Raw genomic sequence first — 25,857 nt, forward strand, 5'->3', positions numbered from 1 at the left:
TGCCCTTACTTAAATTCAGGTAACTGATCTTTTCCAATCAATAATTCAATACTCCTGCTTTTTCCAGTAACTGATGTTATAAATTTCTTCTTCTTAAGAACTGAAATCATTGAATGAACACTTGAAGATGCGGTTCCAAAGTAGCGCTCAAAATCACTTTCAGCAGGCGCAATCCCATTCACTTTTGTGTAGTAATAAATAAATGCTAAATACTGACCTTGCTTTGCTGTAAACCGTGGCGACTCTTCTTTATTCATAATGAACTTTTACCCTAATCAACGATCCTTTAACTCATATAAACTTACTTAATATTGTTATGAACCGAAAGTATATTGTTGAATTATCAGAAGAAGAAAAACAAGAATTAGTAGACTATTGCAAAAAAGGCATGGTCAATGTTCGAAAGTACAAGCGGGCTGCTATTTTGTTAAAAGCTGACTGTTGTAGATATACAACAGAGCAAATATGTGAAGCTGTTCAAGTGAGTTCTTCAACCGTATTTCGAGTCAAACGCCAGTTCGTTGAAGAGAATCTAGCGGCAGCTATGAATGAAGGTGCACGAAGTGGTGCTATGAGAAAAACCTCTGCGAAAGATGAAGCAACGTTAATCGCCACAGCTTGCACTAAGCCACCAACAGGTCACGCTAGATGGACATTATCTTTACTTGGAGAGCGATTAGTTACGTTAACCGATTTAGATAGTATCTCGTATGAAACAATACGGAGGCGCCTTAAAGAGAATGCACTAAAACCATGGCAAAAAAAGATGTGGTGTGTGGCGACAATGGATGCTGAATATATAGCGCGGATGGAACATGTGCTCGAGTTGTATGCTGAGCCAGCAGACGAGTTAAACCCTATAATTAACTTTGATGAGGCGATGAAACAACTTGTAGATGATACTCGACCGGCACAACCAATGAAGCCGGGGCAGACTAAGCGGTTAGATTATGAATATAAACGTGTAGGTGTGGCCAACTTATTTGTATTCTTCGATCGCCATCGAGGGTGGCGGCATGTTAAAGCAACAGAAAGAAAGACGAAAATTGACTTTGCTAATTGTATGAGGGATTTAGTTGATCTTCATTATCCACATGCGAACAAAATAAAAGTTGTGTTAGATAACTTATCAACTCATACAGAAGGAGCGTTGTATAAAGCATTTTCTCCACAGGAAGCACGGCGGATTTTAAATAAACTAGAATTACATTACACACCAAAACACGCAAGTTGGTTGAATATGGTCGAGATAGAGATTGGCAATATGAATAAGCAATGTTTAGATAGACGTATAGCAAGTATGGAAGAACTAAAGACAGAACTCGCGACCTGGGAATGGAGCCGGAATAAAGAAAGAACAAGTATAAACTGGATGTTTAATGTTGAATTAGCTCGTGAAAAACTTCAGAGGGCTTATGGTGCCCTCAACTAGTCAGAACTTGTGTGATGAAGTACTAGGGGCTAGGGGCTAACAGAATATTTTTTTTGGGTTGGAATACCTTCCCCTTTACTTTTTTCGGCGTTAAAACGCTTCCTACACCTCGCATCTCGTTCCTCGTATCTCGCTAACTTTCAATCTGATACCTGACGGCTCCAAACGTTGGGTTTCGCTCCGCTCTAACCAACCTACGAGCTAATGAGTTAAGCACTGTAAGTCGTCATTTATGGCGACACATAATCGCTAACATTGACGGGCTAAAGCCCGACCTACATCTTGCTTCTGTGGTTTAGATAAGCATCGCTCGAAATAAATTTCACGCCTACGGGTATGCATTTCACTGAAACTGCGTGCAGGCTGATCTGACTTATAGCTTAAAGCTTACAGCTCTGTTGTTTTAATCAAACTTCTAACCACAGTTATCTAATATCTCCATTTTTTCGGCGTTAAAACTCCTACAACTCGCATCTCGTTCCTCGTATCTCGCAAACTTTCCCCTTTACTCTTTCTAACTCGCTAACTTTTTCAATCTGATAGCTGACGGCTGAAAGCTGATAGCTCCAAAGTTGGGTTTCGCTCCGCTCTAACCAACCTACGAGCTGACAGCTGCACTCATTAAGTTTTACTTAACACCAAACCAAAACTCAATATCGTAATACAATACTACTGTATTCCTTATAACCCCTTCAATTCATGAACTTACAGTTCAGACCTGTTTTATTACAAATAGGATTGATTCGCATTTTTTTACATGTTTTAATTGCGCCTGTTAAAAATATCTAAACATATACAGGACTCACAATGACACCTAAGTTTATTGTTTCTACGCTTTCGACTGCGGTCGCTTTATCTTTAAGCGCTAATGCTTTTGCAAAAGATGTAACTAAAGAAGAGAAAAACTTCGAGCAAATCACTGTAATTGGCTCTGCATCTGCAATTAACGATATTCCTGGCTCTGCTACTTTTATTGATGAGCAAGAACTAGAAAAGTTTGAATATACTGATATCTCACGTGTTTTAAGTGCTGTACCGGGTGTATATGTACAAGAAGAAGACGGCTATGGCCTTCGTCCTAACATCGGTATGCGTGGTACAGGTACAGGTCGTAACGACAAAATCTCTGTAATGGAAGATGGTGTACTTGTAGCACCAGCACCTTACTCAGCGCCTTCTGCTTACTACTTCCCTACTATGGGTCGTATGGAGTCTATCGAAGTACTTAAAGGTGCGGCGTCTGTAAAGTATGGCCCACGTACAACAGGCGGTGTTTTAAACTTAGTTTCTCGTAGCTTACCAACTGAAGGGTCTAAAGGTTTACTTAATGCTGAACTTGGTAGCGATGGCTTCTATAAAGGTCATGCTTACTTCGGTAAAAAGAAAAACAATGCTGCGGATTTGTAGAAGTATTCACTTACGGTGCAGATGGCTTTAAAGATTTACCAGTAGGTAGCGACAACACTGGCTTCGAAAAGAATGATTTCTTATTAAAGTTTGGTTTTGACTTTGGTGATAACGAAGCACACAGCCTAGAAATGAAATTAAAGTACTCAGACGAACGCTCTGACGAAACTTACATGGGTCTTACTGACGCTGATTACCAAGAAAACCCTTACCGTCGTTATGCAGCATCGCAAAACGATGAAATGAACACACAACACAATGCATACCAAATCAACTATGCATATCGTTTTGGTAAAGGTTACGAGCTACTTGCTACAGCTTACCTAAACGACTTCCACCGTAACTGGTATAAAGCAAGCAAAGTAAGCAGCAGCTACCTTGAGCAATACAGCGAGTTTGAAGCAAACCCAACGAGCGAAGGTATTGAAGGTATTGGCGTAAAAGCGAATAACCGTGATTACCAAGCGAAAGGCTTACAAACTGAATTCCATATCCCTGCGGGTAACCACTACATCACAGTTGGTGCACGTTACCACGAAGATGAAATGGATCGTTTCCAATGGGAAGACAAGTACACGCTTAACCAAGACCTATCAATGACGCTTACAGAAAAAGGCGTTCCAGGTTCAAACAGCAACCGTTTAGATAGCGCTGAAGCAACTACCCTATTCATTCAAGATGAGTGGTCACTTGATGCATTAGTCATTAGTGCAGGTCTTCGCTACGAAGACATCACAATCAAACGTGTTGAATGGGCTAAGTCTGATCCAAGTCGTGAAAATGGCTTAACAAAAGATATCAGCAACGACACTGAGATCTTAGTACCATCACTAGGTGCCACTTACACAGTAAGCGACAACCTAACGCTTCTTGCTGGTATTCAAAAAGGTTACGCTCCAGCAGCCCCAGGTAATGCGGATCAAGAAGAAGAAGAGAGTGTTAATATTGAGCTAGGTGGTCGTTACGATTACGCTGGCATTCAAGGTGAAGTAATTTACTTTAACTCTGACTACACAAACATGCACGGTAACTGTACTGCAGCTGTAGGTTGTAGCGATGACAATATTGGCGATCAATACAACTACGGTGAAGTATCTGTGTCTGGTTTTGAGCTAAGCGCAGGTAAAGTATTTGCTACTAAAGCAGCTTCATTCCCTGTTCGCTTAACTTACACTTACACTGATTCTGAGTTCGACAATGCGTTTGAATCGGATCTTTGGGGTAGCGTAGAAAAAGGCGATGCAATGCCATACGTGCCTGAAAACCAATTAGCGCTTTCGATGGGTGCTGAGTTCTCAAGCTTCGTATTCGATACGCAAATGCGTTATTTGTCTGATGCACACGCAGACTTAACAGACTCAGGTCGCAATGCAATCGACAGCCGCGTTGTGTGGGATTTAGCAGCTAAATACCTAATCGACGACAAACAAAAAGTATACCTAACAGTAGATAACCTGTTTGACAAAACCTACGTTGCAAACCGTGCAAATGGCGGTATTCAACCAGGTAAACCACGTACCCTACAACTAGGTTACAGCTACTCGTTCTAATAAAACGACTTAGCGAAATATCAAAAGCCGTGTGATGAAAATCCCACGGCTTTTTTGTGGGTGTTAGTTAGCAAGTTAGTAGTCGCGATTTAATATCGCGTAATTCAATGGATATTCACAAAGAGCATAAGAGGCGCTGCGCTTTAGAGGAAAGTAACTAATAGTTTTATTGGGTTGCTCATTCACTTCTCCTTGTCTTCCTTTGTGCCGAAAATTGAACCACAGAGTACACCGAGGCGCTTCGCGCTACATAGAGAAAACATAATTTAAAATAATAATCACAAAGAGGATAAGAGGCGCTGCGCTTTAGAGGAAAAACAACAAAATCTTATGGTCTTTCTCATTCTTTTCTCATTGTCTTCTCTTTGTGCAAAAAATTATTGAACCACAAAAAACAGTAAATTACGCGGGGTAAACGCGCTGCTACGAATTCGGCGTTAAAACGCCTCCTACAACTCGTACCTCGCTAACTTTTTCAATCTGATAGCTGATGGCTCCAAGCGCTGGGTTTCGCTCCGCTCTAGCCAACCTACGAGCTAATGAATCAAGCACTGTAAGTCGTCATTTATGGCGACACATAATGGCTAACATTGACGGGCTAAAGCCCGACCTACGTGTTACTTCTGTGGTTTAGATAAGCATCGCGCGAAATAAGTTTCACGCCTACTGATGAGCATTTCAGCTCCTTTGTTTTCAATCTGATAGCTGACGGCTGAAAGCTGATTGCTCCAAAGTTGGGTTTCGCTCCGCTCTAGCCAACCTACGAGCTAATGAATCAAGCACTGTAGGTCGTCATTTATGGCGACACATAATCGCTAACATTGACGGGCTAAAGCCCGACCTACGTGTTACTTCTGTGGTTTAGATAAGCATCGCGCGAAATAAGTTTCACGCCTACAGGTGAGCATTTCAGCTACTTTGTTTTCAATCTGATAGCTGACGGCTGAAAGCTGTTAGCTTTAGTTTGCCCACAAAAAAGCCGCGGTGATGGGCGTACCGCGGCTTTGCCTAACTTGAAAAATTAGTTTGCTGGATTACTTCCAGCTTCTCATCTTATGGCCTTTTAAGGCGTAGAATAAAATGAATACATAACTTGGGATCATCACAATGTAAGCGCCTTGTGCGCCTAGGCCTGCTACGTTTCCTAAGCCGATTAGTAATGGACGAGTGCACCACCAGCAATACCCATGATCAGTAAGCCAGATGCAGTGCCTGTTAAGCGACCTAAGCCAGCTAGAGCCAGTGGCCAGATTGCAGGCCAAACCATGGCATTAGCAAAGCCTAATAATGCAATGCATAACAATGGGTCTGGTAATTGTGGGCCACCAAATGGCACTAATAATAGGTTTGAAATAATGAACGAGTCATTGCTACCAAGTACCACTAACAACACGGTGATAATACCGGCAATACCCGACATTAATAATGCCGTTTGTTGGCTCATAAAGCGTGGAATAGTCAAAATACCAATCGCGTAACCAATCAACATACACGCCATGGTGTAAGAGGTCATAACTGAGTAGTCAGCAACGCCAATTTGTAAAGCGTACGAGCCAATGGTGTCTGCGGCAATAACTTCAACAGCAACATATAAAGCAATACCCACCACACCTAAAACTAAGTGAGGGTGTGCTAGGGTTTCTTTAATTTCCCCTTTGCCGTTTGATGTTTCGTCTTCATCAAACACTAAGTCAGGCAATGGTGCAAATTTAGCAAAGGCAGCAAATAACATGATTAAAGCAGCAATCAACACATAAGGCATGATAAGGCTATTTGCCATAATGTCTTTTTGTTCTTGCGATAATTTACCTGCGCCATCAACCACACCGCTTACAACTACAGCCGCAAAAATAACAGGCACAATAACACCCGCAAATTTGTTTAATAAGCCCATGATACACACGCGCACAGCGGCTGATTTCTCAGAGCCCATTTTAACCACGTATGGGTTAACAGCGGTTTGTAGTACGGTTTGTCCAACACCTATCATTAATTGTGCGAACAAGAATATTTCGATCATTTGCAGTTTCGCAGCGGGAATATACATCAGCGCCGATAAAGCCATAATCGCACAGCCAATCGCCATACCATTCTTATAACCAACGCGCTTGATCAGCATAGCCGATGGGATACCGGCAACTGTTACCGCAATATAAAAAGAAGAGATGATAAACGAAGCTTGTAACGGCGAAAGCTCAAGCATTTGCTGCAAAAATGGTGTAATTGCACCATTAAGCCACGTTATACACCCTAAGATAAAAAACATTGAGCCGGCCAATATCATTGGCAGCCAGATGCTTTGTTTTGTGTTGTTGTCACACTCAACCGTTGCTTCCATAATTGTTCTCTTAGTTTAATTATTTTTATTTGGTTGGAAACTAGTATACAACCCAACAGAGCTGTTTAATTTCCATACCAATCACAAAAATTTAATCATACACTAACAAAAATGACAGCGCTATCATTTTGCGTTCATATAAGTGCAAAAAAGCCGCAGCTAATTGCTTAGCTGCGGCTTAAACTAAATAGTAACAACTAGTTAGGTGTTATTTACCAATTGCTTCTTTTGCGAACAAATGTTTAATTGGGCCAAGGTTATCAACTAAGCTTAAACCAACACCACGTACAAGTTTTTTCAATGGGTTAGCGCCTGCAAATAGCTCTTTTAAGCCTTGCATCATAGCTATGTGTTTTTGTGCATCAAGCTTACGAGTACGTTCATAATCACGCAGCGTGCGTGCACTTGCAAACTCGCCTTGCTCATTACTTAATAGCTCAATTAAATAAGCGGCGTCTTTTAGGCCAAGGTTCATGCCTAAACCGGCTAATGGATGAATAGTATGCGCTGCATCGCCCATTAAAACCACTTTGCCCGACACCCACTGCTGGGCATAACGCATCTTAAGTGGAAACGCCATGCGCTCACTTTGAACTTCACATAAACCACATTGGCCATCGAGGGCTGCCATAACCGCTTTATTAAAGTGACTATCATCAAGTGCTAAAAGTGTGTCGCAATGCTCTGGGCTTGTTGACCATACAATTGAGTGCGTGTGTTTATCTGGCAAGGGTAAAAACGCCAGCGTACCGGTTGGTAAAAACACTTGGCGTGCCGTGTTGTTATGCTCATCGGCAGTTTTAACCGTGGCAACAATGGCGTGATGGTCATAATCTTTAAAAGTAATTGGCATGTTGAACTGCTTGCGAATAGCCGAGTTAGCACCATCTGCCGCCACTAATAATTTAGCAATCACAGGCTCGCCGCTTTCTAGAGTTATAAACACATCAGAGTCGGTTTGATGAATTTGCTGATAGCGGGTTTCGAACAATAAAGTGGCATTACTTTGCTTTTCAAGTTCGCTAATTAAAGCGTATCGAATAATGTCGTTTTCGACGATATGACCGAGCTGCGGTAAGTCGAGATCGTTATGATCAAAATGAATTTTGCCAAAGCTGTCTTGATCACGTACATCCATCGACGTATAGGGTGTAGCACGCTGTTTAATGATCTCTGGCCATACATTTAATGACTCAAATAAACCCTGACTAGCTAGGCTCAATGCGCTCACGCGAAGTGCGTAATCATCACCCGGTAAGGTTTGATTTTTACTCGCATCAATCACCACAACGCTGATATCTGCTTTTGCTAAACCAAGTGCTAGCGTAAGGCCAACACAGCCACCACCGACAATACAAACTTGTGCTTGTTTCATATCCGTTTACCTTGCTTAACCTGACCCATAAGCTGTTTTGCCAGCGGGGTTTTTAACGAGGAGAATAAATCCATTGAGAAAAGGCCAATGCTGCGACCAAGCGCGAGCAATCGTGATGAGTTAGAGAACAAACGCACTAGGCTGTCTGTGAGTGTCATCACGGTAGTAATATCTTTACTGCGAGTTTGGCTGTAATAACGGGTAAAGGCGTAATCACCAAGGTCGTCTCTATTTGCCATATCACACAGTAGTTGCACATCACGCAGGCCTAAATTAAAGCCCTGCCCTGCGATTGGGTGAATAGCATGCCCTGCATTACCAATTAATACCGTACGGTGGCTGCTCAGTGATTCTGCTTTACCATACACAAGCGGATAACTTGCTCGCATACCCACTTTGCTAAATGCGCCGCCGCAGTAACCAAATGCTTTTTGTAACGCAGCTAAAAAGGCATCATCTTCAAGCGCCATAGTGTGCTCAATTTGCTCAGGCTCCATACACCACACCAGTGAGTATCGGTTATTGCTCATTGGCAACAGGGCCATTGGGCCGTGCTCAGTAAAACGCTCAAAGGCATGATGATGATGACCACCAGCCACTTCGATGTTAGCAATAATCGCCGCTTGCTGATAAGCGCGAGTATTAAACTCTATATTAGCCAGTTTACGGCTTTGCGAATGAGCACCATCGGCAATCACCACAAGCTTTGCGCTTAACTGCTCGCCTGAGCTTAGCGTGATATTGGCAAAATCGCTTTGGTATTCAAGCTTGGCAACCGTATCAGGGCAAAACAAACTAACATCAGTACGCGTAAGTTGCTGATGAAGGCTGCGCCCAAATGGGTTCACTTCGACCACATAACCAAGGGCATCATGGCCATATTCTTGGCAATTAATATGCGTTTTACCAAAATGACCACGATCAGACACAGTGACTTTTTTAATCGCTGCCGCAAATGGCGCTTGGCAATCAAACGCATTGATTGATTTTAAGTACTGAACAGACTGCTGAGCCAGCGCAATGCTTCTATCATCAAAGCTTGGGTGATAGTCTGCGCTTACTTCATTTGCTTCAATTACAGCGATTGATAACTGCTTATTGCTCTGTTTTAGGCCCAGTGCACAACTTGCACCCGCCATTCCACCGCCGATAATGACAATATCAAACTGCTTTGCCACGCTTGCTCCTAGCCTTTGTTTGCTTGCATCACTGCTTCAATGTCACCAATGGTTTTAGGAACCGAAATGGTCAGGTTTTCATGGCCATCTTGAGTGACAAGTAAGTTATCTTCGATACGAATACCGATGCCTTTATATTGCTCTGGTGCTTTTGCATCTTCGCTAATATATAAACCCGGCTCGATGGTGAGCACCATGCCCGGCTCAAATACGCGCTCTTTTTCATCAAGCTTATATTCGCCAACATCGTGTACGTCTAACCCAAGCCAGTGGCCAAGGCCATGCATGTAAAACGCTTTGCAGGCTTGGTTTGCCATTAGCTCATCAAGCTCACCGGTTAAAATGCCTAAATCAATAAGCCCTTGTGTTAATACCGTTGAGGTCAGTTCATTCGCTTTCGATAAACTACCGCCCGGCTTTACTTGGCTAAATGCTGCTTCTTGAGCTGCTAATACAATATTGTAAAGCGCCGCTTGTGGTTCGCTAAACTTGCCATTGATTGGGAAAGTACGTGTGATATCTGCCGCATAACCTTCAAGTTCACAGCCAGAGTCAATTAACACTAAATCGCCATCTTTTAGCTCAGCATCATTTTGTGTGTAGTGCAAAATGTTGGCGTTATCGCCACTGCCGACAATCGTGCCATAAGCAGGATGACGAGCACCATTCATTGCATAATGATGATGAAGCTCAGCTTCTAATTGGTATTCAGTTGCGCCAGGTTTGGCAAACTGCATAGCGCGAATATGGCCTTGTGCACTAATTTCGCACGCTGTACGCATAATGTTTAATTCTGCGTCAGATTTAAACAAACGCATTTCATGCACTAAACCACGAATATCTTTAATGGTATGTGGGGCTTTATAGCCTTTTTTAGGTGCGCCGCGAAGGGTGTTTAATAAATCCCAAACCTTTGCATCGAAATTTGCGTAAGTGCCTTGTGCATAAAATAAAATCTGCTGGCCGTTCACCAAATCTAATAATTGTTCATCTAGTTCACTAAGTGGGCTAGTTGCGTCGAATAAGTACTCAGATTTAGCTTTTTCGAAGCCAATTCTACGGCCATGCCAAATTTCAGCTAGTTTATCTTTGTTACGGCAAATTAGGGTACTTGGTGTATCGCTTGACGGGCAAAGCACTAAAACCGCATCCGGTTCGTTAAATCCTGTTAGGTAGAAAAAGTCACTGTCTTGACGAAATGCATATTCAGTATCACGGCTACGTGTTACTTCTCCTGCCGCAGGAATGATAGCCACGCTATTTTTATCCATCATCGCAAGCAAGCGCTCGCGACGGGCTTTAAATTCAGCTTTATCGATTGCAATAGACGACATGCTAAACCTCTGTAATTTGATTAGTGAAGGGTCTTCTTAGGGTTTTTATCTGCTGGCTCTTTACCTAACTCAGCAAAACATAACAGCGCAGAAACACGCACATACTCAATCACTTCGTGCAGTGCTTGGCTGTCTTCTTCGGTCTCTTCAAACATGGTGTCTAGGCGGGTAATTTCACTAAAATCGCTGATCACTTCTTTCACATCAGCAGATAACTTGCCGTAATCTTTTTGTTTTAAACCAAAACCAAGCATAAAACCCGATACCCAAGATACTAAGCCATTGGCTAAATCGATCAGTGTTTCGTCGTCGCTTGGTAAGAATAGGTCAAATTGAAATTCTTCATCGCTGAAGCTGGCAACAACCTGAGAATACACATCAGCAAAAAATGCTTTTAAATCTTTATTGAAGGCTAAGCCATCGTTAAATACATCGCTTAATAAACCTAAGTATTCGTCGGCTTCGATATTGATGCCACAGGCTAATAAACCACTGATCACACCATGGGCTTCTGCTGGTGCGACAAAAATTTCATTCTTTTCTAATAACAATTGGGCTTGTTGGTAATCAGGTAACGTGCTCATAACTTTTTCTTTGTTCGGCTAAGTAACGCCATGCTACCACTCGATAAATCGCAACTCCAATTAATTGTATGATTGAGGTCAAAAAGCAATCTGAAAAGTAAATAAGCAGTTAAAGGTGGGGAAAAACTACGCGAACGATCCGCTTTTTTTACTTCTATGGTTTAAGGATTGAAACTTGTCTTATATACTGAAGGTGTTCCCTAGGGTGCAGGAGCTTGGTTAAGTCCCTGAGCCGATAAATTTTATGTTAGGGTTTCTGTTCGTTTACTATTGTGCAAGCTCGGCATGTACCGAGAAGCCTACGGTAGACCGCAGATCCCCGCCCTGAAACCTCAAGGTTTCAGGACTGACACCGGGCACCGCATACTTGGGGAACACTATCAGCTATTAGCTATCAGCTATCAGCTATCAGCTATCAGCTATCAGCTATCAGCTATCAGCTATCAGCTATCAGCTATCGAAAATCTTCCATGTAGTTTTTCTTTTATACAAGAGCTTATTATTCTTATTCGCGCGAAATAAATTTCACGCCTACGGTACTAACTTTACTCTTTCCCCTTGCTAACTCGCTAACTTATTTTTATCTGACTTCTGACGACTAATATCTCCCATGCGTTGGGTTTCGCTTCGCTCTACCCAACCTACGGGCTAAAGCCCGACCTACGACTTACCCGTTATTTAAGAAATATCGCGCGAAATAAATTTCACGCCTACGGCACCGGGTTTAGCCATAGCAATGTGCTGGCACAATCTAACTTTACTCTTTCCCCTTTCTAACTCGCTAACTTTTTTGTTCTGAAAGCTGATTGCTCCTGTGCGTTGGGTTTCACTTCACTCTACCCAACACACATGTTTTCAACCTATCGAACCCTACTTAAACCATCCCTGAAAGCGCTCCATTAGTAGGTAATTAACTGGCACTAATAGTAAGGTGATCAGCGTTGCGAAGATAATCCCAAAGCCCAGGCTTACGGCCATTGGAATAAGGAATTGTGCTTGCGTTGCTTTTTCAAATAACAGCGGCATTAAACCAATAAAGGTGGTTAAACTAGTTAGCATTACTGGGCGAAAACGTGCCGCCCCTGCAAGCTTAACAGTTTCAAGTAAATCACCGCCCTCTTCACGCTTCTTATTGATAAAATCGACCAATACTAGAGAGTCATTCACTACAACGCCTATCAAGGCTAGCATGCCAAGTAGGCTCATAATGGTTAACTCCATGCCCATTACCCAGTGACCCATTACCGCACCTATCATGCCAAACGGAATAACACTCATCACAATTAATGGCTGCATATATGATTTAAACGGTATCGCTAATAACGCATAAATAATAAAGAATACAAACACCAGGTACCAAGCGAGTGAACCAAATGATTCTCGCTGCTCTTTGGCTTCACCTTCGAGCGAGTAATCAACACCAGGGTATTGCACCATTAGCTCATCTAAGTAAGTTTTTAAGTCTGCTTGCAGTACTGTCATATTGGTATTTGATTTTTCAACATCGGCTGTCACATTCAACGTACGATAGCGATCAATACGATAAATAGACGATGGACTTTGCCCCGGTACTAAGGTTGCCACATGCGACAATGGCACTGTGCCACCCGTTGGGGTTTTAATTAAAATATCTGTTAAATCAGCAACAGAGCGACGCTCTTCAATTGGCAAACGCACCATTACACGCACATCATCGCGGCCACGTTGAATACGTTGAACTTGCGCACCAAAGAACGAATTACGCACTTGTTGCGATACATCAACACGGTTTAAACCAAGTGCCAAACCTTGCTCTGTTAGCTCAATTTGCAGCTCGTCTTTACCATCTGACATGCTATCGGCAATTTCGTAAACAGTTGGGTAAGTAGCTAAACGCTCTTTTACCTTTTCTGCTACAGCTTCAAGGGTGTCGATTGAACTGCCGCTTAGCTGCACATCAATAGGGTCTGAACTGCGACCAAACTCAGCACGGAAAGTTACACTCTCTGCGCCCGGTATAATACCGATAAGGTCACGCCATTCACTGGCAAGCTCTCGAGAGCCAATATCTGATTCACGTTTTTCGGCTGGTGTGATTTCAAAGCGCACACTACCTGTATTTGATGAACCACCACGGCCACCTGTGGTTGCCAAAATATTTAAAATCACGCTTTGACCATCTTCATCGCGATACTTGTCTTGTAGCTCTTTGGCCTTATCTGACATATCGATGATGTATTTGTTGGTCACTTCAAACGGTGTTCCTGCAGGGAATGTTAGCTCTGCGCGAACGGTTTCACTTGGAATACGCGGGAAGAATATAAACTTTGTCCAACCGCTGGTGATCAGGGTCAAAATGATAAAGAAAATACCTACGAACAAGCTGACCGTTGCTAATTTATTCTTTAGCGCAACATTTAGTAGCGGCTGATAGTACTTCATAATGGCGCGTTCAAAGCCATCGGCAAAACGCTGCTGAAACTGCTGCAGTTTTGACGGATTACTTTTTTCGCTGCGCAGTTTTAAGTACTTTAAGTGAGCCGGCAGAACAAATTTAGACTCAATTAAAGAGAAAAGTAATACCGGAATAACGACAACAGGAATTTGCGCAAATAAGGCACCACGGTTACCTTCGATAAAGGCTAATGGTAAAAATGCTGCAACCGTTGTAAGTACACCAAAGGTAACGGGTGTCGCAACTTCTTGCGTACCACGAATAGCAGCTTGTTCACCATTTTCGGCTGTTTTTAGGTGGGTGTAGACGTTTTCACCGGTCACAATGGCATCATCAACAACAATACCGAGTACCAAAATAAAGCCGAATAGACTCATTACATTAAGCGTAATACCAAAAATTGGCATCGCTAAAAACGCGCCCATGAATGACACAGGAATACCAATAAACACCCAAAACGCAATGGCAGGACGCAAGAACAAGGTAAGTAATGCAAGAACTAAAATGCCACCCTGAATAGCATTGGTTGTTAGCGTCGCAATACGGCTTTTCACTATTTCAGAGTCGTCATCCCAAAAGCTTAACTCAAATCCTTCAGGCAGCTGACTTTGATGCTCGGTAATGTAATTTTTTACCGCATCAGCAACTTCAATCGCACTTTGCGGACCAATACGATACACATCAATAAATGCCGCTTGCTTACCATTGAAGCGAGTACGGACTGGGGTTTCTTCGAAGTCATCGGTAATACGGGCAATATCACCTAGGCGAATAATGGTACCATCAGCTTGGTACTTCACCACAACTTGGGCAAACTCATCTTTACGATAGGCTTGGCCTTTTTGAACGAATGAGTACATCTCCCCCTTCGGTTTTTAAGTTACCAGCAGAAACATCGGTACTTGAATTACTAATTGCTGAAGAAATGTCCGATAAGCGTAAATCATATTGGCGTAATGTATCTTGGCTTACTTCAATAGCAATTTCGTAATCTCGCACCCCACTTAGCTCTACCTGAGTGATTTCTGGCAAGCGTAATAAGTCATCACGTACATGTTCGGCATATTCTAAAGTTTCTTTTTCGCCGTATTCACTCGACACGGTTACCGCTATTACTTCACGAGTGCGCTGTGCAAGGGCTACAACCGGTTTTTCGGCATCAACCGGAAAAGTGTTAATGGCATCAACCCGGCTTTTAATATCGGCTAATAGCTCCCGTGGGTCATAGCCGGTATCGACTTCAATTGATACCGAGGCAGAACCTTCTGATGAGCGGCTAGTTATGCGCTTTACGCCTTCGAGATCTTGCACCGCTTCTTCAATACGGATAGCGACACCTTTTTCAACATCTTCAGGTGTTGAGCCACGTAGGGTAACACTTACACTAATGCGGTCTGCTTCAAATGACGGGAACACTTCGAGTGGTATTTGCGTCGATACGCTAAATAGCCCCGCTAATAAAATGCTGATCAGCAATAAGTTTGCTGCAACATGATTCTTTGTAAACCAAGCTATCATTATTGCGCTCCTTGCTTACGAGCAGCGCGGCGTTGTTCAATTAATTTTTCAACGGTAATACCTTGCTCTTTTGCTTGCTTTTCAAGCTCTTCACGGCTTGGACGCTGTGCTTTACCACGCGTAGCTTGATACGCTTCGCTTCCCATTACCGTCACTTGGGTACCTGAGCTAACTTGACCAAGCGGCGTAATCACTAAGTGATCTCCTGCTGATAAGCCTTCGGCAACCATAGCTTGAGTCGCGTTTTGCCAAGCCAGTGAGATGTTTTTGCGACGCAACACACCTTGCTCTTCAACATAAACATAGGTGCCTTGGTAAATAGCACTGTTTGGGATCACAATGGCATTTTCAATCGCCTTGCCGGTAATTTGCGCTTTGATGTACTGACCAATTTTAATTGGGTATTGATTAGCTGAAGTGGCTTTGTAAGGGTCGTTAATTTGTGCAACCACATAAAGCTGCTGCGCGCTTTCATCAATGGCACCTTCGGTGCGAATAACTTGACCTTGCCATTGCTGTTTACCAACAAGATCTGAGCTAAATTTAACGAGTGAACCGGCACTATTTTTAGCACCATCACGAAATTGCTCTGGTAAGTTAATGAACGGCAGATCTTTATTTTTGATTGGTAAGCGAATTTCAACACGGTCAATGGCATAAATACTGGCAAGTTCCATGTTATTACTCACCACTTGCCCTAAATCTACGCTGCGACTTAAAACTCGCCCCGCGTATGGAGCAGTGATTTTTGTACGCTCTAAATCAAGTTTCGCTTTTTCAAGCGTCGCTTGGGCAGACAATACACTTGCTTCGGCTGCTGCAAGTTGTGGCTTACGCAGTACCAGGCTACTTGCTTGTTCACCCTTTCCTAATCGCTCCCAATCGGTAATTGCTTGACGACCACGAGCTTGCTCTTCAAGTAGGCTTTGCTCAGCGGTTAATAAAGCTGCTTGTGCTGATTTTACTTCGGCGCGGTGATCTCTATCATCTAATTGCAACAACACATCGCCTTTTTCGAAAAAGCCACCTTCACGAAATTGCTCACTAATTTCGATAATTTGCCCTGAAGCCTGCGCGACTAGCATACTTTGCGTACGTGGCTTTACGGTGCCAAAACTATCAATCATCACCTGATAGGTTTCTGGTGTTAGGCTCTTAACTGCCACATTTACTTTTGCTTTTGGCGGTGAAGAAAAGCGGTTTGCTTGAGGCGGGTTGCCTTTAATAAACATGACAAGCAGTACCGTCACAACGATCACTACCAATGGAATTAAAATTTTACGTGTCTTGCTATTCATGATTATTGCTCTGCTACTTCGCTGTTTGCTTCACTAAAATCACCACCAAGGGCAATATGTAAGTTGATTCTGTTGATAATTAATTGGTTTTTAAGTTCGATTACCGAACTTTGCGCATTGAACGAACGGTCTTGTGCATCGAGTACCGTGGTGTAGGTAACTAAACCACTTTGATATTGTTCAAACGCTAATGCCTCTGCGGTAATGGCATTTTCTTGCGCTTCTAAGGTTTTTTCGTAGCGTACTTTAAGCGCTTGCTCTTGGCTGATGGCTGTTTCAACATCGTTAAAGGCATCGTAAAGTGTGGCAAGATACGCTTGCTCTTGGCGCTTAACGTTTAACCTTGCTTGTTCTTCATTGGCTTTTAAGCGACCACCTTCAAAAATTGGCATCGAAATATTACCAATCAGCGACCACGCTAAGCTTGAAGGCGAAAATAAGTCGCTCACTCTATCTGTGCCATCACTGATTGATGCAGAAAGATTTAAGCTCGGAAAACGCTGTTTATGCGCATAAGCAAGCCCAGCGTCGGTGCTAAGCAATTGATACCAGCTTGCCATTAACTCAGGTTTGCGAGTGATAAGCTCTGAAGGTAAACCAAGTGGAATGGCACTGTCGAGTAGAGGTAAATCTGCACTAACGCTTAACGCGCCAGTTGGGTATTGGCCTGTTAAACGCTCTAAATCACGAATTGATTTAGTTAACGTTGCTTGCTGCGCGGCAATGTTTGAGCGCTCAGTATTTAGCTCATTCCGAGCAAGATAAACATCAAGCGCTTCATTTAAACCTTGGCGATAACCTGACTCAATAATATCTAAATTTTTTTCTGCGTTTTGCTCACGCTGCTTGTATAGTTCAAGTAATTTGTGATTCGTAATAACATCAAACCAACCCGCTACCACATCAGCAACTAATTGTTGTTTGCTTTGCTCAAATGTGGCTTTTTCAGCTAGGTATTCAAGATTTGCTTGTCGTTCTGAGGCTGATAATTTACCCCATAAATCAACTTCGTAGCTTAATTCTAATGATGCTGAGCTGGCGTTGTTATAACTAACAGGGCGGTTATCTTTACTACGGCTCGCACGTTTTGATAAATCAAGGCTTGGCCATAAATCAGCCCCAGCAGCAATAAGCTGCTGCTCTTTAATCGCGACATCATAGCCCGCTTGTAAAATCGCTTGGTTATGGGCTAATGCTTGCTCAACTAAAGTAAAAACTTGAGGGTCGTGTAATTGCTGCAACCAGTTATCTTCAACAGCAAGCGCTTTATCGCTAGAAGGGAGTTGCTGCCATGCACTTGGTACTGTCTCAAGCTCAGCAACTCGTTCATTGTGAGTCGGCTGGCTCGCACATGCACTTAGCAAAATTACACTTAAAGCCAATAAACTCGGCTTATATTGCCAATTCATTCTAAAAACCTGAAAAACATCTATTTATGAGTGTAATTCAAGCACCACGTTAAGTTTTGCTCAACTGACTTTACATAACATTACACTGCCTGACATTTGGGGACGATGAATGGTAGGAAAATGGAGGTAAGTTGCAAACTATCAGCTATCAGCTATCAGCTATCAGCTATCAGCTATCAGCTATCAGCTATCAGCTATCAGCTATCAGAACTTTGATCTAGCTTCTCTCTTTTTCCAAGAGTTTATTAGCGTGTAATAAATTTACATATACGGATGAGCATTTATCTGAAACTGAGTGTAGGCACTTTTCAATCTGATAGCTGACGCCTGGAAGCTGATAGCTCTTTAAAGTTCACGCCTACGGAAGTAAAATCGTGATTTGGAGGGGGTAAAACAAAAAAGCCTCGCGATTGCGAGGCTTTAAATTAATGGTGCCCAGAGGCGGAATCGAACCACCGACACGAGGATTTTCAATCCTCTGCTCTACCGACTGAGCTATCTGGGCAATATTTAGTTTCATGCAGAATATCCATAAGGATTTTCAATGCAATTCCCGATGGCTCTACCGACTGAGCTATCTGGGCATAACAAAAAGCTAGATGCTTGATGTTTAAATAAATGGTGCCGACTATCCGAGTTGAACGGATGACCTACTGATTACAAGTCAGTTGCTCTACCAACTGAGCTAAGTCGGCACACTGAATTTGTGTGCTATGCACTTAATCACGTTGTGATTATAAATAATGGTGCCCAGAGGCGGAATCGAACCACCGACACGAGGATTTTCAATCCTCTGCTCTACCGACTGAGCTATCTGGGCAAAATTTAGTTTTATGCAGAATATCCACAAGGATTTTCAATGCAGTTCCCGATGGCTCTACCGACTGAGCTATCTGGGCAAAACAATTAGCTAAATGCTAACTATTAAAATAAATGGTGCCGACTATCCGAGTTGAACGGATGACCTACTGATTACAAGTCAGTTGCTCTACCAACTGAGCTAAGTCGGCACACTAAAATCGTGTGCGTTGTGCACTATAATCACTTTAAAAGAGATTATCAAATAATGGTGCCCAGAGGCGGAATCGAACCACCGACACGAGGATTTTCAATCCTCTGCTCTACCGACTGAGCTATCTGGGCAAAATTTAGTTTTATGCAGAAAATCAACAAGGATTTTCAATGCAATTCCCGATGGCTCTACCGAGTGAGCTATCTGGGCATTTTAAACTTTCGTTTAAAAATAAATGGTGCCGACTATCCGAGTTGAACGGATGACCTACTGATTACAAGTCAGTTGCTCTACCAACTGAGCTAAGTCGGCACACTAAATCTGTGTGCTTGGCACGATATTGATGTTTAAATCATAAGTTAAACACCAATATACTAAATAATGGTGCCCAGAGGCGGAATCGAACCACCGACACGAGGATTTTCAATCCTCTGCTCTACCGACTGAGCTATCTGGGCGTGCGGCGTATTAAACGGGTTTTGCCTTCTCAAGTCAACTTTTTTTTGAGGATTCTAACTGTTTGCACAGTTTTCAATCAAGATTGCTGATTTCAATAGTTTTTAGCATATTTAACCAACAACTTTTATGCTTTTAAATTGACTCTCATCATAAAAGAGTTACCTCTGTTAAAAACGTGATGAATTTTTCTTCACAGATGGTAGGATTGTCTAAATATCAAGGAAATGTACCTAGCTGTAAAATTGTTGGATAAGAACCATGCCAAGTAAATCGAATTCACCTGTAAAAGGCTTACTACCGCTTTTTATAATTACGAATCTCGTCATCACCCTGTTAGCGGTCGTTGCTTTTTCGTTTTATCCAACTAATGATGAAGCACCAGTAAAAGAGTTGCAGCCAAATTTAACGGCCATTCAAGTTTCAAATCAATTGCGTGCCCCCCTTGTTAGTGCTTTAACAATGCCAGGGCAAGATAAAGTAAAAGAAGTACTGGATTTAAGCTTACTTCTTAATACTGGCTTTGATTACTATTTATATAGATACGAGTTTAACGGTGATGTTTCTTTAGTTTATGCAAACAACAAAGAGCTTATTCAACCCACTAAAGTCAATCAACAACTAGCTGAAAAAACACTAATACATACTGTTCTTGAATTTAATGACCAGCCTGTTGGCGAGTTAATTGTGAAACAACACCCTATTGAGCAGCCTATTACACAATCTTCTGTGCTTTCAATCGGTCTTGCTGGCTTAACGCTTCTAGCTTTAATTATATTATCTTTTGCCCTGAGTATTTTTATCAATAAGCGTTTTAGTAAAAGTAGTTCATCGTTAAATAAAGAGCTAAAAGCTATTACTGACAATGCGGACTACCAAGGGCAAGTAACTGAAACCCTTGACTTTGGCCTAGACTCTGTCGCAAAGCATGTAAATCAATTACTTAAAAAAGTTGAATCAGCAATTACCGAGAACAAAGCAGCACAAGCTGATTTGCAAAAATTACAAAACAGCCTAGAGACAGAGGTACAAAATCGTACTCTCGCTCTTGAGCAAGCAACTCTAAAAGCTGAACAAGCAAACGAAACTAAAACCACTTTCTTGGCTACCATGAGCCATGAGATTCGCACCCCAATGAACGGTGTTATTGGCACAATTGATTTACTTCGCCAAACAGAGCTTGATGGTGCGCAACATAGACTAAGTACAATTATTCGTGATTCTGCATTTTCGTTATTAGGGATATTAGATGACATTCTCGATTTCTCGAAAATCGAAGCGGGTAAATTAAATATCGATAACATTCCTTTTTCAGTATCTGACACGATTGAAGAAGTTGCCCGTGTTTTATCATCGGTTGCCAAAAAGCGTGACCTTGAGCTAGAGCTCGCTATTGCGCCCGATATCCCAACAAACCTAATTGGCGACACAGTACGAGTTCGCCAAGTACTTTACAATCTATGTAGTAATGCAATTAAGTTCACTAGCACAGACGACAAGCAAAAAGGTCATGTAAAAATTTCGGTGGAGGTTGCACAAAACACCACTGATCACTACACATTACGCTTTAGTGTATTAGATAACGGTAAAGGGATGACGCAAGCGCAGCTTCGCGAAATATTTAATCCATTTATTCAAGCTGAAGGGTCAATAACCCGCGAATACGGTGGCACAGGGTTAGGTTTATCGATTTGTAAAAGCTTAACCGAACTAATGTTGGGTTCAATTTCTGTAACCAGTGACTTAGGTATTGGCAGTGAGTTTGTCGTTGAATTACCTTTTAGTACACAAGGTAAAGTTGATTATGCTCACAAACAAGTCATGAAAGATCAAAGAGTTGTTGTGGCCTCTAATCATGACGGTCGAAAAAAACTACTGACACGTTATTTATCATTTATGGGGGCAACACCAGTTATCGCCCAAAACAATGAGCAAATTGAAGTTGAGCAGGACCGAAAAGAGCTGATTTGGATCCTTGATGGGATCGAAACCATGGAAGATATTAACTATATCTTACGTCGCTTACTTTACACTTTAGAAGATAATAATCAGCAAGTTATCGTCTTAAGTAGATTAGATGAAGCTGCCGTAAATCATAAGAATATTTTTTATCTAAATGCAGTACCATTATGTAAGTCAAACTTTATGATGTCACTTCTCGTGGCAGCTGGATTACATAAGCCTAAACAAATTTCTTCTACCAAATCATTTAACGACTACCTAAGTGTTGATAAGGCTCGTGAAGAAAACAAGTTAGTACTTCTTGTTGAAGATAACGTGCTAAATCAGCAAGTGCTGACCGATCAGCTACATCTACTAGGCTATGGTGTTGAAATGGCTGAAAATGGTGAGAAAGGTTTAGAAGCATGGCGTGAAGGTAAGCACTCTATTATCTTAACTGATTTACACATGCCAAAAATGTCTGGTTACGATATGGTAGAAAAAATACGCCATGAAGCATCGCAACTTGAAGATATCAACGCCCAGCCTTATGTAATTGCTATAACAGCTAATGCGCTTAAAGGTGAAAAAGAGCGTTGCTTAAGCATAGGCATGAACGATTACATTACAAAACCTGTTGAGCTAAATGTGCTTGAAGGAACACTTCATAAATGTGCTTATAAAGCAAACCCAGAAGCTGCAAAATTGGAAAGTAAAAAACTTACAACACCAATTGATATGGATGTGCTAGGTAAATATGTCAATGATGAAGCGAAGAAGCTACGTTTCTTTAAGATGTATTTAGAACAGAGTAATCAACTCAGTAAAGAGGTAAACGCTGGGGTTATAGAATATGATTTAGATAAAATTATCACTTCTTGCCATCAGCTAAAGTCAATTTCGAAAACCATAGGAGCAATGAAGGTTGCTGAGCTTGCCGCTGGATTTGAACAAACCTGCAAAGAAGGCGAGCCTACAAGCGACGAATTAATTGCACTTAGAGATAGTTTCGAAATTGAATACTCTAAGGTGGCTCAGTTCTTAAAAGAACAAATTAACAAAGCCGAACAAGAAGCTGAATAATACAGATTAAAAAGGGCCATTACGGCCCTTTTTACTTTTGATTATGCGCTTATTTTTCTGGTGGACGGTAGCCTTCTATTTCTACGTCTTTACCTTCAAATAAGAAACCCACCATTTGCTCTTCTAAAAAAGCACGGTGCTCTGGGTCCATCATGTTCAGGTGTTTTTCGTTGATCAGCATTGTTTGCTTGTGTTGCCATTATCCACGCTTCTTTACTGATGTTGTTGAAAATCTTTTCACCAAGCTCACCTGGGTATAGTTGGAAGCCTAAGCCTTCAGCTTCTTTTTGTAACTTTTGACAAAATACTGTACGTGCCATAATTGCTCTCTACTCTTATTGCGTGATGCTATTGTAATCTATTGCGCTTAATTGTTTAACCAGCTTTTTCGTTGGTGCAGCAAGACCAACCTCAACAGACTCATCAAGCGGATACCAAACCAGTTGTCGTTCATTAATGAGATCTGGAATGCTCGGCAAGGTTAAAACATGTGGATTGATGGTTAGCTCAAAATGCGAAAATACATGGGTAAAGGCTTCAAGTGCTTGCGTATTGTTTGATAAACCATGCTGGGATAAAAATGTTTCTAACTCAGTTAATTCGCTAAACTCAAAAAAGCCAAACAATCCACCCCATATCCCTGAGCTTGGGCGCTTTTCCATAAGCACTTTATTGTCGCAGGCTAGAATGAGCTGATGGCATGACTTTTTCGGTATAGCTTTTTTAGGCTTTGAATGCGGGAACTCTTTTACTTTACCTTCTTTAAAAGCAAGGCATTTACTATTCAAAGGACAAGGCTCACAGTCAAACTTACTACGTGAACAAAGGCTTGCACCTAAATCCATCATTGCCTGATTAAACTCAGTAACCGACTCTTTAGGCGTTAATTGCGATGATAATGACCAAAGTTGATTTTCGACCTTTTTCACTCCGTACCAGCCTTCAACCATAAAAAAGCGTGCTAGCACTCGTTTAACATTGCCATCTAAAATTGGATGATGTTGACCAAGCGATAAAGACAAGATAGCCCCTGCCGTTGAACGACCAATACCCGGCAAGTCCATTACTTCTTCAAGCGTAGTTGGAAACTCACCTTGGTAGTTATCACGGACTATTTTTGCCGTTTTATGTAAGTTACGCGCTCGGGCGTAGTAGCCAAGGCCAGTCCAATGGTGTAACACCTGATCTTCATCGGCATTAGCAAGCGCAATAATGTCAGGAAAGCTTTGCATAAACTTTTCAAAGTATGGAATAACAGTCACCACTTGAGTCTGCTGTAGCATGACCTCAGAGATCCATACCTTATAAGGGGTTTTATTTAACTGCCAAGGGAGAGTTTTACGGCCGTGAAGGTGGTACCAGTCAACCACTTGGTTTGCAAACCAAGTTGACTCCTTATTGCTTAAATTCAAAATAACATCTTTACTTGCTGAAGCTCATTGCGGCCAAGTCTATTGCAGTTGGTTAGGCCAAGCAAGTCGAACAGCCCCTACTTTACCTAAATAGCTAGCATATGGCTGCAATATTAATCTCATAAGATAAACAAGCCCAGACTATTGTACTCAAGGCGCAGGTCAGGGATAATACGCACCCTTTTTCTATCGTCAGTATTTTTATCAGGCCAAAATATATGAGTGACTCAAGTAACCCAAACCTCGAGCAAGCAAAGCAAGAGGGTAAATACATCCGCACGATTCGTAGTTTCGTAAAGCGCGAAGGTCGCCTCACAAAAGGCCAAGCGGCAGCCATCGAGAAGTGTTGGCCAACGATGGGCCTTGAGCATAAAAATGGCATGCTAAACCTAAAAGAAGTGTTTGGTAACGATAACGATGTGGTACTAGAAATCGGTTTTGGTATGGGTAAATCGCTAGTCGAAATGGCTAAAAACGCACCAGAGCTTAACTTCATCGGTATTGAAGTTCACCGCCCAGGTGTAGGTGCCTGTTTAATGGATGCCGACGAGGCAGGTGTAACAAACTTACGCGTATTCGAACACGATGCAGTTGAAGTTCTAGCTGATTGTATTGCCGATGAAAGCTTATCTAAGCTGCAATTATTCTTCCCTGATCCATGGCATAAAAAACGTCACCATAAGCGTCGTATCGTACAACCAGAGTTTGCGCAAAAGTTACGTAGCAAATTAAAAATTGGCGGTGTTTTCCATATGGCGACTGACTGGGAAAATTATGCTGAGCATATGCTTGAAGTAATGCAAGTTGCTGAAGGTTACAAAAACCAGTCAGAAACTAACGATTACGTTCCTCGCCCAGATTCACGTCCACTGACAAAATTTGAGCAGCGCGGTCACCGTTTAGGTCACGGCGTATGGGATCTAATGTTTGAGCGTACTAAGTAACAAAAGGTAAAGCAGCATGAGTAAGTTAACCAACCCAAGTTTATTATTGCTTCGAAATGAAGACGAACTTGTTGGACAATCGATTTTAGTGGTTAACTTTGAGCAAGATGGCTTCTTACGCGAACTTAAAACGCTAAACCCTGACGCAAAAATTACTGCGTTCAGTTATAACCACGCAAATGCCATGTATGCTAGCAAAATTGCCGGTGTACATGCTGTGGTTAGCCACACTATTCCAGATAATAACTACGATTTAGTTATCTATTATTACCCAAAAGCTAAGCCCGAAGCACAAATGTGCCTCGATAACATTCGTGCTGTTTGTCATCAAGACGCGCAACTATTTGTGGTAGGTGAAAATAAAAGCGGTGTTAAATCAGCAGAGAAACAACTAAAAGATCACTGTGGTTTTAGTAACAAAATCGATAGTGCCAAGCACTGTATTTTGTATTTATTCTCTGAGCTTACGCTAAACGATAACTTTGCTATCGGTCGTTATCATAAGCAATTTCAAGTGAAAGCCGGCGATATTGAATTTACGGCGATTAGTGTGCCGGGCGTATTTAACCACGGTGCGCTTGATGTAGGTACCGCGGTACTTCTAAATAATGCGCCAAGTATTAGCAAGGGTAAAGTGCTCGACTTTGCATGTGGCGCAGGCATTATTGCTACTTATTTAGGAAAAAAGCAGCCTGAGCTTGAGTTTGTATGTAGCGATGTAAGTGCTCTTGCTACTTACGCCACAGAGCAAACACTTGCATTAAATAACCTTAAAGGCCAAGCGGTATTAAGTGATGGCTTATCTGATATTAATGGTAAATTCGACTTAATCATCAGTAACCCTCCTTTCCACACCGGTATTGCCACTGATTACACCATTGCCGAGGCATTTCTTAGCTCTGCAAAGCAACACTTGAGTAAGCAAGGTAAACTGACCATAGTTGCAAACAGCTTCTTAAAATACCCACCTATTTTAGAAGCGCAATTTGGCCAATACAGTACCGATTTCAAAAATACAAAATTTGCAGTTTACTCAGCTAAATAAAAGTTGAGTAAATAGCTTATTCGTAGCAAAAATATTTTTTAAAATATTTAGTTACTTTTAAATGTCTTTGCTAGACTAAACTCTTACTAATAAAATAAAAATTTAGG

General features: G+C 41.9%; 12 protein-coding genes, 7 tRNA genes, 1 other RNA gene and 4 pseudogenes. 6 read left to right on the forward strand and 18 right to left on the reverse strand.

The genetic code is table 11. From position 1 onward, the window contains the following. Nucleotides 1-5: 5 nt before the first annotated feature. Nucleotides 6-257, reverse strand: coding sequence for a LexA family protein (locus ACRWSG_RS04285; protein ID WP_138602336.1), 252 nt, complete (start codon nt 255-257; stop codon nt 6-8). Between the two features lie 59 nt (nt 258-316). On the opposite strand from ACRWSG_RS04285, the gene ACRWSG_RS04290 reads away from it, so the two are divergent. Together ACRWSG_RS04290 and ACRWSG_RS04295 are read left to right on the forward strand one after the other, a co-directional pair. Next, the gene (locus ACRWSG_RS04290; RefSeq protein WP_462165727.1) at nt 317-1,432 is read left to right on the forward strand and encodes an IS630 family transposase; all 1,116 of its coding nucleotides are present in this window, start codon (nt 317-319) and stop codon (nt 1,430-1,432) included. An 807-nt stretch (nt 1,433-2,239) separates the two neighbouring features. Then, nucleotides 2,240-4,389 (forward strand): annotated as a pseudogene (locus ACRWSG_RS04295) (TonB-dependent receptor family protein). A 1,034-nt stretch (nt 4,390-5,423) separates the two neighbouring features. On the opposite strand, the pseudogene nagP reads toward ACRWSG_RS04295, so the two are convergent. The 5 genes and pseudogenes from nagP to ACRWSG_RS04320 all read right to left on the reverse strand — a co-directional run bounded on the left by nagP (nt 5,424) and on the right by ACRWSG_RS04320 (nt 11,198). Further along, nucleotides 5,424-6,727, reverse strand: a pseudogene (gene nagP / locus ACRWSG_RS04300) (N-acetylglucosamine MFS transporter NagP). Between the two features lie 208 nt (nt 6,728-6,935). After that, nucleotides 6,936-8,102: an FAD-dependent monooxygenase gene (locus ACRWSG_RS04305; RefSeq protein ID WP_462165729.1), complete on the reverse strand. Its 1,167-nt coding sequence runs from the start codon at nt 8,100-8,102 to the stop codon at nt 6,936-6,938. Then, nucleotides 8,099-9,280 carry a 2-octaprenyl-6-methoxyphenyl hydroxylase gene (gene ubiH, locus ACRWSG_RS04310; protein ID WP_462165731.1) on the reverse strand — a complete coding sequence of 394 codons (1,182 nt, stop codon included), beginning with the start codon at nt 9,278-9,280 and terminating at the stop codon, nt 8,099-8,101. Before ubiH ends, ACRWSG_RS04305 begins: the two co-directional genes overlap by 4 nt. A gap of 8 nt (nt 9,281-9,288) precedes the next feature. Next, nucleotides 9,289-10,614, reverse strand: a complete 1,326-nt coding sequence (gene pepP, locus ACRWSG_RS04315) for a Xaa-Pro aminopeptidase (RefSeq protein ID WP_462165732.1) — start codon at nt 10,612-10,614, stop codon at nt 9,289-9,291. A gap of 20 nt (nt 10,615-10,634) precedes the next feature. Beyond that, the gene (locus ACRWSG_RS04320) at nt 10,635-11,198 is read right to left on the reverse strand and encodes a UPF0149 family protein (protein WP_054551315.1); all 564 of its coding nucleotides are present in this window, start codon (nt 11,196-11,198) and stop codon (nt 10,635-10,637) included. A 194-nt stretch (nt 11,199-11,392) separates the two neighbouring features. Between ACRWSG_RS04320 and ssrS the strand changes: the two genes are divergently transcribed. Continuing rightward, nucleotides 11,393-11,576: non-coding RNA, 6S RNA (gene ssrS / locus ACRWSG_RS04325), on the forward strand. A 492-nt stretch (nt 11,577-12,068) separates the two neighbouring features. On the opposite strand, the pseudogene ACRWSG_RS04330 reads toward ssrS, so the two are convergent. The 10 genes and pseudogenes from ACRWSG_RS04330 to ACRWSG_RS04375 form a co-directional block, all read right to left on the reverse strand. Continuing rightward, nucleotides 12,069-15,150: pseudogene (locus ACRWSG_RS04330) on the reverse strand (efflux RND transporter permease subunit). Next, the gene (locus ACRWSG_RS04335; protein WP_138619926.1) at nt 15,150-16,448 is read right to left on the reverse strand and encodes an efflux RND transporter periplasmic adaptor subunit; all 1,299 of its coding nucleotides are present in this window, start codon (nt 16,446-16,448) and stop codon (nt 15,150-15,152) included. The pseudogene ACRWSG_RS04330 and the gene ACRWSG_RS04335 overlap by 1 nt, the downstream one beginning before the upstream one ends. Nucleotides 16,449-16,450: 2 nt before the next feature. Then, nucleotides 16,451-17,857 (reverse strand): TolC family protein, encoded by a 1,407-nt coding sequence (locus tag ACRWSG_RS04340; RefSeq protein WP_462165733.1) that lies wholly within the window; start codon nt 17,855-17,857, stop codon nt 16,451-16,453. A gap of 429 nt (nt 17,858-18,286) precedes the next feature. Beyond that, a tRNA-Phe gene (locus ACRWSG_RS04345) sits at nt 18,287-18,362 on the reverse strand. Between the two features lie 114 nt (nt 18,363-18,476). Next, nucleotides 18,477-18,552: transfer RNA gene (locus ACRWSG_RS04350), tRNA-Thr, on the reverse strand. 49 nt (nt 18,553-18,601) lie between these two features. Further along, nucleotides 18,602-18,677: transfer RNA gene (locus tag ACRWSG_RS04355), tRNA-Phe, on the reverse strand. Nucleotides 18,678-18,791: 114 nt separating this feature from the next. Then, nucleotides 18,792-18,867: transfer RNA gene (locus ACRWSG_RS04360), tRNA-Thr, on the reverse strand. A gap of 57 nt (nt 18,868-18,924) precedes the next feature. Then, nucleotides 18,925-19,000: transfer RNA gene (locus ACRWSG_RS04365), tRNA-Phe, on the reverse strand. A 105-nt stretch (nt 19,001-19,105) separates the two neighbouring features. Continuing rightward, nucleotides 19,106-19,181, reverse strand: a tRNA-Thr gene (locus ACRWSG_RS04370). Nucleotides 19,182-19,251: 70 nt separating this feature from the next. Then, a tRNA-Phe gene (locus ACRWSG_RS04375) sits at nt 19,252-19,327 on the reverse strand. Nucleotides 19,328-19,586: 259 nt separating this feature from the next. Between ACRWSG_RS04375 and ACRWSG_RS04380 the strand changes: the two genes are divergently transcribed. After that, on the forward strand, nt 19,587-22,349 hold the full coding sequence (locus ACRWSG_RS04380) for an ATP-binding protein (RefSeq protein WP_462165734.1): 2,763 nt from the start codon (nt 19,587-19,589) through the stop codon (nt 22,347-22,349). Between the two features lie 49 nt (nt 22,350-22,398). On the opposite strand, the pseudogene ACRWSG_RS04385 reads toward ACRWSG_RS04380, so the two are convergent. Both ACRWSG_RS04385 and mutY read right to left on the reverse strand, forming a co-directional pair. Further along, nucleotides 22,399-22,669: pseudogene (locus ACRWSG_RS04385) on the reverse strand (oxidative damage protection protein). Between the two features lie 15 nt (nt 22,670-22,684). After that, a complete protein-coding gene (gene mutY / locus ACRWSG_RS04390; protein WP_462165736.1) occupies nt 22,685-23,761 on the reverse strand; it encodes an A/G-specific adenine glycosylase in 1,077 nt (358 codons plus the stop codon). A 218-nt stretch (nt 23,762-23,979) separates the two neighbouring features. Here mutY and trmB point away from each other — a divergent pair, with 218 nt between their 5' ends. Next, nucleotides 23,980-24,705: a tRNA (guanosine(46)-N7)-methyltransferase TrmB gene (gene trmB / locus ACRWSG_RS04395; protein ID WP_054551299.1), complete on the forward strand. Its 726-nt coding sequence runs from the start codon at nt 23,980-23,982 to the stop codon at nt 24,703-24,705. Between the two features lie 16 nt (nt 24,706-24,721). Continuing rightward, a complete protein-coding gene (rsmC, locus tag ACRWSG_RS04400; RefSeq protein WP_199528345.1) occupies nt 24,722-25,750 on the forward strand; it encodes a 16S rRNA (guanine(1207)-N(2))-methyltransferase RsmC in 1,029 nt (342 codons plus the stop codon). Nucleotides 25,751-25,857 lie beyond the last annotated feature (107 nt).

The organism is Pseudoalteromonas sp. GB43, assembly GCF_054923805.1.

Excerpts from the sequence above, each read along its gene's own strand:
- ACRWSG_RS04285 (WP_138602336.1), bottom strand. The coding sequence starts at position 257 with ATGAATAAAGAAGAGTCGCCACGGTTTACAGCAAAGCAAGGTCAGTAT.
- ACRWSG_RS04290 (WP_462165727.1), top strand. The coding sequence starts at position 317 with ATGAACCGAAAGTATATTGTTGAATTATCAGAAGAAGAAAAACAAGAA.
- ACRWSG_RS04305 (WP_462165729.1), bottom strand. The coding sequence starts at position 8,102 with ATGAAACAAGCACAAGTTTGTATTGTCGGTGGTGGCTGTGTTGGCCTT.
- pepP (WP_462165732.1), bottom strand. The coding sequence starts at position 10,614 with ATGTCGTCTATTGCAATCGATAAAGCTGAATTTAAAGCCCGTCGCGAG.
- ACRWSG_RS04320 (WP_054551315.1), bottom strand. The coding sequence starts at position 11,198 with ATGAGCACGTTACCTGATTACCAACAAGCCCAATTGTTATTAGAAAAG.
- ACRWSG_RS04335 (WP_138619926.1), bottom strand. The coding sequence starts at position 16,448 with ATGAATAGCAAGACACGTAAAATTTTAATTCCATTGGTAGTGATCGTT.
- ACRWSG_RS04340 (WP_462165733.1), bottom strand. The coding sequence starts at position 17,857 with ATGAATTGGCAATATAAGCCGAGTTTATTGGCTTTAAGTGTAATTTTG.
- ACRWSG_RS04380 (WP_462165734.1), top strand. The coding sequence starts at position 19,587 with ATGCCAAGTAAATCGAATTCACCTGTAAAAGGCTTACTACCGCTTTTT.
- trmB (WP_054551299.1), top strand. The coding sequence starts at position 23,980 with ATGAGTGACTCAAGTAACCCAAACCTCGAGCAAGCAAAGCAAGAGGGT.
- rsmC (WP_199528345.1), top strand. The coding sequence starts at position 24,722 with ATGAGTAAGTTAACCAACCCAAGTTTATTATTGCTTCGAAATGAAGAC.